At 68.2% G+C, this 13,724-nt stretch carries 14 protein-coding genes; 11 read left to right on the top strand and 3 right to left on the bottom strand.

The genetic code is table 11. The annotated features are described in order from the left end of the window. Window positions 1-62: 62 nt before the first annotated feature. The 4 genes from AB0M15_RS39255 to AB0M15_RS39240 all read left to right on the top strand — a co-directional run bounded on the left by AB0M15_RS39255 (window position 63) and on the right by AB0M15_RS39240 (window position 3,736). Complete coding sequence (locus AB0M15_RS39255) at window positions 63-821, top strand: MerR family transcriptional regulator (RefSeq protein WP_363831389.1); 759 nt, start codon at window positions 63-65, stop codon at window positions 819-821. A 14-nt stretch (window positions 822-835) separates the two neighbouring features. Next, entirely contained in the window at window positions 836-1,396 is a 561-nt protein-coding gene (locus tag AB0M15_RS39250) for a GNAT family N-acetyltransferase (protein WP_363831386.1), read from the top strand. Between the two features lie 19 nt (window positions 1,397-1,415). Then, window positions 1,416-2,120, top strand: a complete 705-nt coding sequence (locus tag AB0M15_RS39245) for a hypothetical protein (RefSeq protein ID WP_363831383.1) — start codon at window positions 1,416-1,418, stop codon at window positions 2,118-2,120. An 86-nt stretch (window positions 2,121-2,206) separates the two neighbouring features. Beyond that, a complete protein-coding gene (locus AB0M15_RS39240) occupies window positions 2,207-3,736 on the top strand; it encodes a fibronectin type III domain-containing protein (protein ID WP_363831380.1) in 1,530 nt (509 codons plus the stop codon). On the opposite strand, the gene AB0M15_RS39235 is transcribed toward AB0M15_RS39240, so the two are convergent. The 3 genes from AB0M15_RS39235 to AB0M15_RS39225 form a co-directional block, all read right to left on the bottom strand. After that, entirely contained in the window at window positions 3,699-3,896 is a 198-nt protein-coding gene (locus AB0M15_RS39235) for a hypothetical protein (protein WP_363831377.1), read from the bottom strand. The genes AB0M15_RS39240 and AB0M15_RS39235 overlap by 38 nt on opposite strands. Further along, complete coding sequence (locus AB0M15_RS39230) at window positions 3,893-5,206, bottom strand: hypothetical protein (protein ID WP_363831374.1); 1,314 nt, start codon at window positions 5,204-5,206, stop codon at window positions 3,893-3,895. Before AB0M15_RS39230 ends, AB0M15_RS39235 begins: the two co-directional genes overlap by 4 nt. 72 nt (window positions 5,207-5,278) lie before the next feature. Beyond that, window positions 5,279-6,730, bottom strand: a complete 1,452-nt coding sequence (locus AB0M15_RS39225) for an NAD(P)/FAD-dependent oxidoreductase (RefSeq protein WP_363831371.1) — start codon at window positions 6,728-6,730, stop codon at window positions 5,279-5,281. A gap of 73 nt (window positions 6,731-6,803) precedes the next feature. On the opposite strand from AB0M15_RS39225, the gene AB0M15_RS39220 reads away from it, so the two are divergent. The 7 genes from AB0M15_RS39220 (at window position 6,804) to AB0M15_RS39190 (ending at window position 13,699) form a co-directional block, all read left to right on the top strand. Beyond that, on the top strand, window positions 6,804-7,433 hold the full coding sequence (locus AB0M15_RS39220) for a TetR/AcrR family transcriptional regulator (protein WP_363831368.1): 630 nt from the start codon (window positions 6,804-6,806) through the stop codon (window positions 7,431-7,433). Window positions 7,434-7,561: 128 nt separating this feature from the next. Further along, window positions 7,562-8,416, top strand: a complete 855-nt coding sequence (locus AB0M15_RS39215; RefSeq protein WP_363831365.1) for an EamA family transporter — start codon at window positions 7,562-7,564, stop codon at window positions 8,414-8,416. A 268-nt stretch (window positions 8,417-8,684) separates the two neighbouring features. Continuing rightward, the gene (locus AB0M15_RS39210; RefSeq protein ID WP_363831362.1) at window positions 8,685-10,091 is read left to right on the top strand and encodes a glycosyl hydrolase family 18 protein; all 1,407 of its coding nucleotides are present in this window, start codon (window positions 8,685-8,687) and stop codon (window positions 10,089-10,091) included. A gap of 193 nt (window positions 10,092-10,284) precedes the next feature. After that, window positions 10,285-11,184, top strand: a complete 900-nt coding sequence (locus AB0M15_RS39205) for an ABC transporter ATP-binding protein (protein WP_363831359.1) — start codon at window positions 10,285-10,287, stop codon at window positions 11,182-11,184. Continuing rightward, window positions 11,181-11,915, top strand: coding sequence for an ABC transporter permease (locus AB0M15_RS39200; protein ID WP_343980251.1), 735 nt, complete (start codon window positions 11,181-11,183; stop codon window positions 11,913-11,915). Before AB0M15_RS39205 ends, AB0M15_RS39200 begins: the two co-directional genes overlap by 4 nt. A 24-nt stretch (window positions 11,916-11,939) precedes the next feature. Continuing rightward, entirely contained in the window at window positions 11,940-13,094 is a 1,155-nt protein-coding gene (locus AB0M15_RS39195) for a sensor histidine kinase (RefSeq protein ID WP_363831354.1), read from the top strand. After that, the gene (locus AB0M15_RS39190; protein WP_363831351.1) at window positions 13,091-13,699 is read left to right on the top strand and encodes a response regulator transcription factor; all 609 of its coding nucleotides are present in this window, start codon (window positions 13,091-13,093) and stop codon (window positions 13,697-13,699) included. Before AB0M15_RS39195 ends, AB0M15_RS39190 begins: the two co-directional genes overlap by 4 nt. Window positions 13,700-13,724: the final 25 nt, after the last annotated feature.

The following is a 13,724-nucleotide window of genomic DNA, read 5'->3' as shown; positions in this document are numbered from 1 at the left end:
TAGGCAATGTTACATAAGCTATGTAACGTGTAATCTGGGAGACTGTCAAGGTGGGAGGACAGATGCCGGCCGAGTCGGGGCCAGAAGCCGAGTTCACGGTCGACCAACTCGCGGCCAAAGTGGGCATGACGGTCCGGAACGTGCGCGCGTACGCCGGCCGGGGCCTGATCCCACCCCCTCGCCTGGCCGGCCGCACCGGCTACTACGGCGCCGACCACGTCGCCCGGCTGACCCTGGTGCGCGAGCTGCTCGACAAGGGCTACACGCTGGCGGCGGTCGAGCGGATGATGAGCGAGCTCCCCGACGGCACACTGGCGCTGGGCGTGTTCGAGACGCTGGTCAGCCCTTGGTCGCCGACCGAGCCCGAGGTGATCACCGAGCAGCAGCTGGCCGATCGGGCCGGCATCCCGCACAACCCGGACACCATCGCCAAGCTGGTCGAGCTGGGTATCGCCGAGCGGCAGGACGACGGCCGGCTCCGGATCCCGAACCCGGACCTGCTCCGTACCGGTCTCGAGGTGATCAAGCTCGGCGTACCGCTGGAGGCGATCTTCGAGATGCTGCCGAAGCTGTTCGAGCACGCCGACGCGGTCGCGAAGGTCTACGTCGAGCTGTTCCGCAGTACCGTCTGGCGCCAGTTCGCCGACGCGGGTCTGCCGGCCGACGGCTGGCCCGAGATCCAGCGCACTCTGGAGAACATCATCCCGTTGGCCGGCCAGGCTCTGGTCGCGTCCTTCCGCGAGGCGATGGGCCGCGAGATCGAGGTGGTCGCCTACGAAGAACTGGGCCTCGCCCCCGACACGCTCCCCTCCACCGGCTGACCCAGGAGCCCTCGTTGTCTCTGCGCCCCAGCTATCCGATCAGAACCGAGCGCCTCGATCTCCGCCCTCATCGGATGGACGATCTCGACGACCTGCTCGCCTTCCACTCCGATCCGGACGTCGTCCGGTACGTCCCCTGGCCGGTCCGCAACCGCGAACAGGTCCGCGCCGCCCTCGAGGTCAAGCTCACCCAGGACGTCCTGACCGAGCCCGGCCAATGGCTGGTCCTGGCGATCGAACTCCGCGAGACCTCCACCGTCATCGGCGAGGTTCTGCTCAAGTGGGCGAGCGAGGTCAGCCGCCAGGGCGAGCTCGGCTACGCCCTCCACTCCGGCTACCACGGCCGCGGCCTGGCCGCCGAGGCCGCCCGGGCGATGCTCCGGATCGGCTTCGAGGACCTGGGCCTGCACCGCATCCAGGCCAGCGTCATCAACGGCAACACCGCCTCCACGAAACTGCTGGAGAGGCTCGGCATGCGCCAAGAAGGACACCTGGTCGAGAGCCTTTATTTCAAAGGCGAATGGTGCGATGACCTGATCTGGGCCGTTCGCGCGCAAGAATGGCGGTCCGAGTAACAACCAAGAGGGGGAACTCTTGATTCGCATCAAGTCCACGCTGGCCGCATTCGGTCTGCTCGCCGCCGGCCTGGTGGTACCGCAGACGACCGCGATGGCAGCGCCGACCACGGGGGAACACGCCAAGGCAGGCACCTGCTCGATGGTGATGCCGGCCCGCTTCACCATCCGGGCGGCCGTCACCAACTTCACCATCCCGCTGGCGCAGAACTGCCGGACCGCCCAGATGTCCGGCGCCGACTGGGTCGGCGCGACCACCGGTTCGACGGACAAGCAGTTCTTGTTCTTCGACGACACCACCTACACCGCGCGCTTCACCTTCTACGCGCCTTACGACGCGCTCGGCCGCACCACCTGGGTCGGCACCGGCGCGTATGACCAGGACTTCAACGACATCGCCCAGACCAACGCGACCTCGTACACGAAGTACGGATCGTCGGCGACCATCATCGGGGGACGGAAGGGAACGAAGACGGCGCTGGTGGCGACCGTCGGGTACTACAACCCGAAGCTCAACCAGTACGTCCGCTGGCCGAACAAGCCGATCACCTTCCAGTACCACGAGAAGGGCAGCACGGTCTGGAAGTTCCTGAAGTCGGTGACCACGAACAAGACCGGCCAGGCCGCCTACACCTACTACCCGAACAAGACCCGCACCTACCGGGCGTACGTCCCGCAGAACGCGACTTTGTGGGATTACTACACGGTGGCGATCAGCCGCTGACGCCAACTCCGTAACCTCAGGCCGAGCCGACAGTTATCGTTTGGTTGCACTATGTCACGATTGCTCGGCTCGGCCTGAGGACGTACATGAAGAAGGCAGTACTGGTATTGGTCACCGCCGTGGCCGTGATCGCCGCGGCACTGATCCCCTCGGGACGGCCCGTCGTGGCCGCGACCGCCAACCCCGGACCGGGCTTCGGCTCGGCGTTGTCGGCGGTCAAGCAGCTGGCCTGGCAGACCAACGCGAGCGTCAACGCGCTGGGCGTCGCGGGCAACACCGTGTACGCCGGTGGGCTGTTCACCCGGATCCGGCAGCCAGGCATGGCCGCCGGCAAGGGCGAGGCGGTACGGACGTACCTGGCCGCCTTCAACCGCACCACCGGCAAACCGCTGGCCTTCGCGCCGAAGCTGAACGGCGCCGTGTGGTCGATCGCGACCAGCCCGAACGGTCGCTGGGTCGTCGTCGGCGGCGACTTCACCACCGTCAACGGGCTCGCCCGCAAGCATCTCGCGATGTTCAGCGTCGCCACCGGCAAGCTCGTCGTCGGCTGGCATCCGGCGGTCGCGTACCGGGTCTCCGCGCTCGCGATCGGCGGCAACAGCGTGTACTTCGGCGGCTCGTTCGGCCGGGTGGACAACACCGAGCGCAACAATGTCGCCGCCGTCACCCTGTCCACCGGCGCGCTGCTGCCGTGGGATCCGGACGCCGACGACGACGTGTACGCGATCGACCTGTCCGACAGCGGCAGGCGGGTCTTCATCGGCGGCGGCTTCAGCGAGATCCAGGGCGAGGACCACTACGCGCTGGCGATGGTGAGCCCGACGACCGGCGCCCCGATGAGGATGCCGGCCGCGGCCGCGATCCCGGAGCCGTCGCCCGACTGCCAGAGCCGGGTCAAGGACATCGACACGCTCGGCAGCAAGGTGTTCGTCTCCAACGCCGGCAGCGGGCTGGGCTGCTACGACGGCGTACTTGCCGCCGACGCGGCCACCGGCAAGCTGCTCTGGCAGAGCCACTGCCTGGGCGCGACCGAGGCGATCAAGGCGATCGGGAACTGGCTCTACAAGGGTTCCCACGCGCACGACTGCAGCCGTGACGGTGGCTTCAAGGACGGTACCGGCATGCACCACCTGCTGGTCGAGAGCACGATCAACGGCAAGCTCGGCCCGTGGTACCCGAACACCGACGCAGGCGGTACGACGGAAGTCGGGCCGCTCGCGTTCGCCTCCGGCGGCAACGACCTGTGGGTCGGCGGCGACTTCACCCGCGTCAACGGGGGCATCCAGCAGGGGCTCGCGCGCTTCACCAACGCCGCCGGCGGCTCACGGCCGAACCTGCCTGCCGCGCCGAAGGTGTCCAGCACGGTCAGGAACAAGGCGACGGTCAGCTTCCCGACCGTGGTCGACGCGGACAACATCTCGCTGATCTACTCGCTCTTCCGCGGCACCACCAAGGTCGCGAGCTGGAAGCGCAACTCCTACTCGTGGACGAAGCCGGCCGTGACGACCTTCACCGACACGAAGGTGAAGAGCGGCAAGACGGTCAGCTACCACGTCCAGGTCAGCGACGGGCGCAACCTCAGGACCGGTCGGGCAGCTGCGGTGAAGGTTCGCTAGCCGGCTTCTCGAGGTCGCCGAGGTCGGCGTCCCAGTCATCCTCGTCGTCGACGGCGTTTTCGTCGTTGCGGCGGGCGATCCGGACGAACGCGATGATCAGCAGGATGGGCCCGAGGAACATCGCCATCTCGGGCACACCACCCAGGTGCAAGGCGATCATGAGGCCGTCACCAGCGCGATCCCGCCGGCGGTGAAGGCGACCATCGCCGCCAGCATCGGGTACTGCGCCCGCCGCAGCTGCCGCCGCCGGAACAGGTGGGTCGCGCGATCATGCGCGGACACCACCCCGAGCACGTGTCCGAGCACGATCGCGCCGATCTGGACCGCCGCGATCAGCCCGGTCCCCAGGAACGCATAGTCGATCCGCGTCGTCCCCACGCCCAGCAGGTCCCAGCCCCGGCCGAACGGATCCGTTGCCAGCAGCAAACCTTCCTGCCCCTGGAACATCGCGAACGAGAAGTAATGTGCCACCGCGTATCCGATCGCGATCGGCACCAGCGAGTGCACGAACGCTCCAGGCAAACCCGCATTGCCCCGGCCACCCGGCCTGATCCGAGCCGCCCCCGTCGCGCGCGCCGCCAGCAGGAAGAGCGTCGACACAACGGCGACAGCGGCCAGCAAGCCGAGCGTGTAGACGAGCAGATGTCCGCCATGCCCAAGCTCACCGGTTCGGTTGGTCCAAGCCGACCACCGGCTGATGCCGTCGAAGGCGGTCGAGCCGAGCAGCAGACACAGCAGCGCGACCATCCCCCGCTCCTGCGGGATCGTGGCGAGCCCCGCGAGCGGATTGCGCAGTACGAGCCGGCGCCGATCACCACGCCCCAACGGGCTGAGCTTGGCGAGCACCTCGGCGTACACCTCGAAGCTGTCGCCGATCGCGAACCAGCGCGGACCGTAAACGATGCCTGCGGCAACATTCACCACTGCGTAGCCGGTCACGAAGACGGCGACGACGAGCGGCTCCGAGCCGTCGGGGAAGACCAGCTCGAGCCACAGAAACCCGAACAACCCCGCGACCGCCGGCCAATAGGCAATCCCGCCCGGCATCGATCGGTACGCCGTCCGCGGCACCAGCCCGGCGATCGCGCGCAACGGATTGGCCAGCCGCCAGACCGGTCCGAAGAGCAGCGACACCGGGATGATCCCGACCCAGATCGAGACGTAGAGCCAAGTCGGTGCCGGATTGAGACTCGGTGAATCGCTCCCGAACCACGCCACCCCAACCAGCAGTGCCAGCGCAACCAACCCGATTGCCTTGAGCAACCACCGAAAGACCCGGTTGTCGACCACGCGGGTCAGCCCAGCGAGCGGCGTACCGGCGGTGAGTTCGAAGTGGGGTTTTGACCAGAAGGCGGCTAGGGCGAAGAAGGAGACGGCTACCGCGGCGGCGGCCGAGTAGATGGCGAGCCAGAGCGGTACCGGCAGGTCGCCCCGGCCACCGATGCCGTGCAGCGGGAGCAGCAGCGTCACGGCGCCCTCCGATCGACTCGCTATCTGACCGATCGAATGTAACACGATCGATGTCACATAGCGAGAGATCGCTCAGCGGGTGCTGTACTCCGACGCGTCGAAGTGCCTGGTCAGCTGCCGGAAGCGGAAGGTGAAGGACGGCCAGAGCGTGGTGTTGCGGCCGGCGGAGTCCAGGTACCAGCTCGTGCAGCCGCCGCGGGTCCAGATCGTGTTCCGCATCGACGACCGCACACCGTCGACGAACTCCCGCTGAACCTCCGGCCGGACCTCGACCTCCCGCAGCCCAGTGGCGTCCATCGTGCGCAGCGCATCCAGGATGTAGGCGATCTGCGATTCGATCATGAACACCATCGAGCTGTGCCCGAGCCCGGTGTTGGGCCCGATCAGCAGGAAGAAGTTGGGGAAGCCGGCGATCGCAGTACCGAGATGCGCCTCCATCCCGTCGCTCCACGCCTCGCGCAGCATCTTGCCGTCGCGGCCGTGCAGCATGTCCATCACCGGCAGGTCGGTGACCCGGAATCCGGTGCCGTAGATGATCGTGTCGACCTCGTGCTTCACGCCGTCGTCGGTGACGATCCCGGTCGGGGTGACCTCGGTGATCGCGTCGGTGACGACGTCGACGTTCGGCTGGGCGACGGCCGGGTAGTAGTCGTCGGAGATCAGCACCCGCTTGCAGCCGAGGGTGAAGTCCGGCGTCAGCTTCGCGCGCAACTCGGGGTCGCGGATCTGCTGAGCGAGGTGGCGTTCGGCGATCTTCTGGCCTTGCTTCATCATCGCGGGGAGCTTGGCGAAACCGAGCACGAGCGACTCGCGACTCCAGTAGATCCCGGCCCGGACGGCCTTCTGCACAAGGGGAAACGCGCGGTAGATGCGCTTCTCGGCGGCGGTGATCTTGCGGTCCGGCCGAGGCATCACCCACGGCGGCGTCCGCTGGAACAAATGCAACTCCTCGACGTCCGGCTGGATCGCCGGTACGAACTGGATCGCCGACGCGCCCGTGCCGATCACGGCCACCTTGCGGCCGCTCAGGTCGAGGTCGTGGTTCCACTGCGCGGAGTGGAAGACCTCGCCCTCGAACTGTTCGATCCCAGGCAGCTTGGGGACCGACGGCTCGGCCAGCGGGCCCATCCCGGACAGCAGTACGTCGGCGGTGAAGTCGCCCTGATTCGTGTGAATCAGCCAGTGGTCGCCCTGCCAGTGCGCCGACTCGACCGCATGGCCGAAGCGGATGTGCGGGCGGACCCGGAAGCCGTCGGTCACCTTCTGCAGGTACGCCTCGATCTCGGGCTGCGGCGAGAACGTGCTCGACCAGTCCGGGTTGGGCGCGAAGGAGAAGGAGTACAGGTGCGAGGGGACGTCGCAGCGGCAGCCCGGGTAGGTGTTGTCCCGCCAGGTCCCGCCGACATCGTCGGCCCGCTCCAGTACGACGAAGTCGTGGTAGCCGGCCTGTTTGAGCCCGACCGCCATCCCGATCCCGGCGAACCCGGTGCCGATCACCACGATCCGGTGCTGCTGAGCGGTCATGAGGAACCCTCCAGAAGGCCGACTGACTGAACTTACTCTCAGTAAGTTACTCCGGGTCAGTTAGAGTGTGCAAGTGACCTCGACCACGGACAGCCCAGTACCGGTGAAGCGGCGGCGGGATCGCGCCGCCCGGGAGCGGGAGATCCTCGACGCAGCCGAGCGGATCTTCGGCGAGCGTGGCTACCAGGGCACCTCGATGGACGACATCGCCGCCGCGGTCGGCGTCTCCAAACCGCTCGTCTACCAGTACTACGGCTCGAAGGACGGCCTGTTCCTCGCCTGCCTCTCCCGCCTGCGCGCCCAACTCCTGGACGCCGTCTCCGACGCCGTCCTCGCCGCCGCCGACCCCGAACAGGCCATGTACGCCGGCTTCGTCGCCTGGTTCAGGTTCCTCGACGAGCACCCGCGGGCCTGGTCGGTGATGGTCGACGAAGGCATGCTGGCCGCCGGCCCCGCCGCGCAGGCCGCCGACGAGGTCCGCGCCGAGTTCGTCGCCCTGATCGCGACGATGGTCCGCCTCAACCTGCCCGCGGATCACCAGCACGACGAGGAAGAGATTCAAATCGTCGCCCAATCGGTCTCCGGCGCCACCGAACGCCTCGCCATCTGGCGCACCCGCAACGGCGGCTCCCCCACCCCGGGGAAGCTGGCCACCACCCTCCAGCAACTCCTCTGGCGAGGGCTCGACTCCCTGCGGGGTTAGGGGCCCGCACCGCCACCCCATCAACCACCCCACCCCTCGCCCCGACCGCGCCTGGCCGACCGCGCCTTCCCCGGCATTGATGGGGTGGCGGTCCGCCTCCCCCACCCCCACGTGATCTGATTCGGTTTGTGCGTACATTTCGGGTGCCGCCGACGGCGATGGTGCTGGGTGGCGTGGTGTCCGTGCAGTTCGGTGGCGCGCTGGCGGCCAAGCTGATCCAGCAACTCGGGGCCGCGGGCACCGTTTCGCTGCGACTGGCCCTGGCAGTGCCGATCCTCCTGCTGATCGCCCGGCCGAGCCTCCGCAACCGCACCAAGCGGGACTTCCTCGCAGTTGTTGCCTTCGGCATCGTGCTCGGGCTGATGAACCTGTCGTTCTACCTGTCCCTGGAGCGATTGCCGCTGGGCGTCGCCGTCACCATCGAGTTCATCGGTCCGCTCGGCCTGGCCGCCGCGATGTCGCGCAAACGCCGGGACCTGTTCGCCGTCGCCGGCGCCGCGCTCGGCGTAGTACTGGTGAACGGGCATGAGCTGGGCAAGGTCGACTGGCTCGGCGTGGGATTCGCCGGGCTGGCCGGTGCGTTCTGGGCCGGCTACATCCTGCTCAGCGCGGAGACCGGCCGGCGCTTCGCCCAACTCGACGGCCTTGCCCTCTCCATGATCGTCAGCACCCTCATCACCGCACCCATCGGCCTGATCAGCGCGGGCAGCGAGCTGCTGCACTGGCACTCGCTCGCGATCGGCCTGGCGATCGCCGTCCTCTCGTCGGTACTCCCCTACTCACTCGAGACGCTGGCGCTGCGCCGGATGAAGCCGGTCGTCTTCGGCATCCTGATGAGCATCGAGCCGGCCGTCGGCGCCACCGCCGGTTTCCTGATCCTCGGCCAGCGCCTCGCGGTCATCCAGCTGGCCGGCATGGCTTGTGTCGTAGCGGCCTCGATCAGCATCACCCGCACCTCCCATTCCGAGGCGCCGGACATCTAAACATGGGATCTCAACCGCGAGAATGCGCATTCTGAACCGTCATGACGTCTTGACGGCGGTCAGACATCCGAGCAAACTAACCATGACTTCGGTCAGATCTCTTCTATATTCACCTTCGCAACAGCCGCCCCCGGAAGGTGCTTGAGAAGATGCCACCGCTCGATCGCCTCTGCCCGCGACCGAGCGGCTGTCGTCGATCTGTGTGAGCCATCCGGGTGCGGCGCGAGGGTCCATCCGAAAGGACACCGCCCCCATGAAGTCGTCAAGGATGAAGCTCCGAAGTCGGGTGGCCATCGCGGCCCTCGCGCTCGCGACCGGCACCGCCGGGTTGATAGCAACCTTCGCCCCGGCCCCGAAGGCCGACGCCGCCCCGACCGCTGTCACCGCGAGCAGCGCCACCGCCGCGCTACCCGCCGGCTTCAAGAGCATCGGCTACCTGCCGTCGTGGGCCGGCAGCGTCAGCGCCGTCCAGTTCAGCAAGCTGACCCACATCAACTACGCGTTCGTCCTGCCGAACTCCAACGGCACCCTGCAAGGAGTCCCGGACGGCGGCAAGCTGTCCTCGCTGGTGAGCTCCGCGCACGCCAACGGGGTCAAGGTCTCGCTGTCGATCGGTGGCTGGAACGACGGCAACGACTCCGCGTTCGAGTCGTTCGCGGCCAGCTCCGGCGGCCGGACCACCTTCACCAACGCCGTGATGGGCCTGATCAACCAGTACGGCCTGGACGGCGTCGACATCGACTGGGAGTACCCGGACCCGGGCGCCTCGGGCGACCACTACACCCTGCTGATGCAGCAGCTGAGCAACACGCTGCACGGCCAGGGCAAGCTGCTCACCGCCGCGGTGGTGTCCGAGGGTGGTACCGCCAACGGCGTCCAGCCGGCCGTCTTCGGCTACGTCGACTGGCTGAACATCATGGCCTACGACGGCGGCAGCCCGCACGCCAACTACGACTGGTCGATCGCCTCGGCGAACTTCTGGAAGAACCGTGGCCTGCCGAAGGCCAAGACCGTGCTCGGCGTGCCGTTCTACAGCCGCCCGGGCTACCTGACCTACTCGCAGATCGTCGCGATGAACCCCAACAACGCGAACGTCGACTGCATCCAGGCCAACGGCGCCCAGCAGTGCTACAACGGCATCCCCACGATCAAGCGCAAGACCACGTGGGCGGTGGCCAACGCCGGCGGCATCATGAACTGGGAGCTGTCCCAGGACACGACCGGCAGCACCTCGCTGGTCAGCGCGATCTTCGACGCGGCAGGTGGTACCGGTACTCCGCCGACCGGCGGCAAGACCGGCCCGATCAAGGGCATCGCCGGCAAGTGCGTCGACGTCGCCGGCGGGAACAGCGCGAACGGCACCGCGGTCCAGCTCTGGACCTGCAACAGCAGCACCGCGCAGACCTGGACGGTCGGCACCGACGGCACGATCCGTGCCCTGGGCAAGTGTCTGGACGTCGCCGCAGCCGGTACTGCGAACGGCTCGCTCGTCCAGCTCTACGACTGCAACGGCACCGGAGCCCAGGGGTGGCAGGCCCAGTCGAACGGCAACCTGCTCAACCCCAACTCCGGCAAGTGCCTCGACGCCACCGGCCAGAGCTCGGCCGACGGCACCCGGCTGCAGATCTGGACCTGCGCAGGCAGCGCCAACCAGCTCTGGACCCTCCCAGCCTGACCCAACTGACCGGCCAGCCGCCCCTCGGCTGACCGCCTCCTCTAACCAGCAGCTCCCCGCGCGCAGCGCGGGGAGCTGCTGCAGCTTGGGTGGACCCTGACCCCCAACCCTGAGTTGGCGCTGACGGATGTCATAGGTGGGTCGTGACGGCCGATCCAGGGCCGGGACGCCATGCACCGGCAGCATCCTGGGTATGACGACAACGACTGCGGTCACCCTGAGCGGTGTGACCAAGAGGTACGGCAACGTACAGGCTGTCGCCGGGGTGGACCTGACGATCCGCTCGGGCGAGGTGGTGGCGATGCTGGGCCCGAACGGCGCCGGCAAGTCGACCACGATCGAGATGCTGCTCGGCCTGGTCCGCCCGGACCAGGGCAGCGTCCAGGTCTACGGCACGTCACCGGCCGAGGCGATCGCCGCGAGCCGGATCGGCGTGATGCTGCAGAGCGGCGGCATCATCGAGGACGCGAAGGTCGGCGAGCTGCTGAACCTGGTCGCTGGGTTGCACAAGGACCCGATGCCGGTCGCCGCGGCGCTCGAAGCGGCCGGGATCGCGGACCTGTACGGCCGCAAGATGAAGGGCCTGTCCGGCGGGCAGAAGCAGCGGGTCCGGTTCGCGATGGCGATCATCCCGCAGCCCGACCTGATCGTGCTCGACGAGCCGACCACCGGGATGGATGTCGAGTCCCGGCGTGACTTCTGGGCCTCGATGCACGCCGAGACGGCCCGCGGCCGGACCGTACTGTTCGCCACCCACTACCTGGAAGAGGCCGACGCGTACGCCGACCGCGTGGTGCTGATGCGCAGCGGCCGGGTCGTCGCCGACGGTACCGCCGCGCAGATCAAGGCGAGTGTGTCCGGCCGGACGATCCGCGCGACCGTACCGGGTGCCGACCTCGCCATGCTGGCGTCGCTGCCCGGAGTACGGAATGTGGAGACTCGCGGCGACGTCGTGCTGCTGCAGTGCGGCGACTCCGACGACACGCTGCGCTATCTGCTGACCAACACACCGGCCCATGACATCGAGGTGACCTCGGCCGACCTCGAGGACGCCGTACTGGCACTCAGCGCTGAGCAGGAGACCCTGGCATGAACCTCGACTACCTGAAATTCGACATCCGGCGCACGCTGCGCAACCGGCGGGTGGTGATCTTCGCGATCCTGATGCCGGTGATCCTGTTCGCCATCTTCGGCCTGACCATCCCCAAGGACGCCAGCGAGAGCGGCATCTCGGCGATCGCCTACGTGATGGTGAGCATGGCGATCTTCGGTTCGATGTCGGCCGCGATGAGCAGCGGCGGCATCATCGCCGCCGAGCGCGACGGCGGGTGGAACCGTACCCTGCGGCTCACCCCGCTGAAGCCGCAGGCGTACGTGATCTCCAAGGTGATCCTGTCGCTGCTGCTGGCGATCCCGCCGCTGGTGGTCGTCTTCCTCTTCGGGATGACGGTCGGCGACGTGCACCTGAGCGTCTCCCAGTGGGTCTCCGTGGCGCTGGTCTCCTGGCTCGGCGCGCTGCCGTTCGCGGCGATCGGCCTGGTCATCGGGTACGTCGCCAAGCCGGACAGCGTGCAGCCGATCACCGGTCTGAGCACGATGCTGATCGCGGCCTTCGGCGGACTGTGGCTGCCGGTCGACTCGATGCCGTCGCTGATGAAGCACATCGCCCAGCTGACCCCGGCGTACTGGACCGGGCAGAGCTCCCGCAGCGCCCTGTCGCAGAACGGCCTGGACATGAACGCGGTGCTGGTGGTGCTGGCCTGGACCGTCGTTCTCGGTTTCATCGCACTGCGGCGGTACCGCGCCGACACCGCCCGCGCCTGAGCACCGACCGGTTAGCGTGAACTCGTGAGCACTTCCCAGCAGCCGTCGCCGGTGGACCGGTTCGAGGCCATCGGCGACGGGCTCGACAGCGTCCGCCGCCGGCCCGGCTTCGGCTGGCTGATGGCGGGCGTCTGGCTGTTCTTCCTGAACAAGCCGTTCGAGAACATCGTGAAGCACGACAACATGGCCGAGCGGGTCCTCGGGCTGGCGGCGATCGTCTTGTTCGTCGTCGCCTACATGGGCTTCTTCTGGTACGCCCGGGCCCGGAACATGGCCCGGGTGAAGGCGCCGATCGGGCTCCAGATCGGCTTCGTCGTGGTGCTGCTCGGGCTCGGCGCCCTGATGCTGCCGGCGGCCGGCGAGAGCGCGCTGACCACGCTGGTTTTCGTCGAGGCGATGGGCATGATGATCCTGCCGCTCCGGTTCGGCGTCGCGCTCGGGGTCGGCCTGCTGGCACTCGCCGAGCTGGTGCTGCGAACAGTTCCGGGGTGGAAGGACGATGGCAGCTACAGCCTGGCGATCGTGCTCGGCGGGCTCGCGGTCTTCGCGATGCGCCGGGCGATGCTGCGCAGCGTCGAGCTGGCGGTGGCGCGCAAGGAGTTCGCGGAGCTCGCAGTACAGGAGGAGCGCGGCCGGTTCGCCCGGGATCTGCACGACATCCTCGGGCACTCGCTGACGGTGATCACGGTGAAGGCGGAGCTGGCCGGGCGGCTGATCGAGGGGCATCCGGACCGCGCTGCCGCTGAGGTCGCCGATGTCGAGAGGCTGGCCCGCGCGGCGCTGGCCGACGTACGGGCCGCCGTCGCCGGGTACCGGGAGTTGAGCCTGGCCGGAGAGCTCGTGTCCGCGCGGTCGGCGTTGCAGGCCGCCGAGATCAAGGCCGAGCTGCCGACCGTGATGGACGAGGTGCCGGAGGCGAATCGCGAGTTGTTCGCGTGGGTGGTGCGGGAGGGCGTGACGAACGTGGTCCGGCACTCCGGGGCGAAGAAGTGCACGATCAAGCTGGCCGCGCAGCAGGTCGAAGTACTGGATGACGGCAAGGGGCCGACGCCTGGCGGTGGTGCGTCCGGGCACGGGCTGGTCGGGCTGCGTGAACGGGCCGACGAGGCTGGGGCGAGCGTGCAGATCGGGACCGCGCCGGGTGGCGGCTTCCGGTTGGCTGTCAGAGTTGCCTCGTGACGATACGGCTGCTGATCGCTGACGACCAGGCGCTGGTCCGGGGCGCGCTCGCCGCGCTACTGGATCTCGAACCAGATCTCGAGGTGGTCTCCGAGGTCGGCCGCGGCGACGAGGTGGTCGAGGCGGTCCGGTCGACCAAGCCCGACGTGGCACTGCTCGACGTCGAGATGCCCGGGCTCGACGGGATCGAGGCGGCGGCCGCGTTGCGTCGCGCAGTACCGGAGGTTCGGGTACTGATGGTGACGACGTTCGGCCGGCCGGGGTACCTGCGTCGCGCGATGGAGGCCGGTGCGGCCGGCTTCGTCGTCAAGGACACCCCCGCGGCCCAGCTCGCCGACGCCGTACGCCGGGTCCACCAAGGCCTGCGCGTCGTCGACCCATCCTTGGCCGCCGAGACCCTGGTCGCCGGCACCAGCCCATTGACCGCCCGCGAATCCGACGTACTCCGCGCCGCCCGCGAAGGCGGCACCGTCGCCGACATCGCCCGCGGACTCCATCTGTCCGAAGGCACCGTCCGCAACCACCTCTCCGCCGCGATCGGCAAAACCGGCGCCCGCACCCGCGCCGAGGCCGCCCGGATCGCCATCGACAACGGATGGCTCTGACAACACCTTTGATTTAAGGTGGCAT

Source organism: Kribbella sp. NPDC051718 (genome assembly GCF_040681515.1).
Classification (GTDB): Bacteria; Actinomycetota; Actinomycetes; order Propionibacteriales; family Kribbellaceae; genus Kribbella.
The sequence above is the reverse complement of the archived record's forward strand: the minus strand, read 5'-3'. Positions and strand labels throughout refer to the sequence as shown.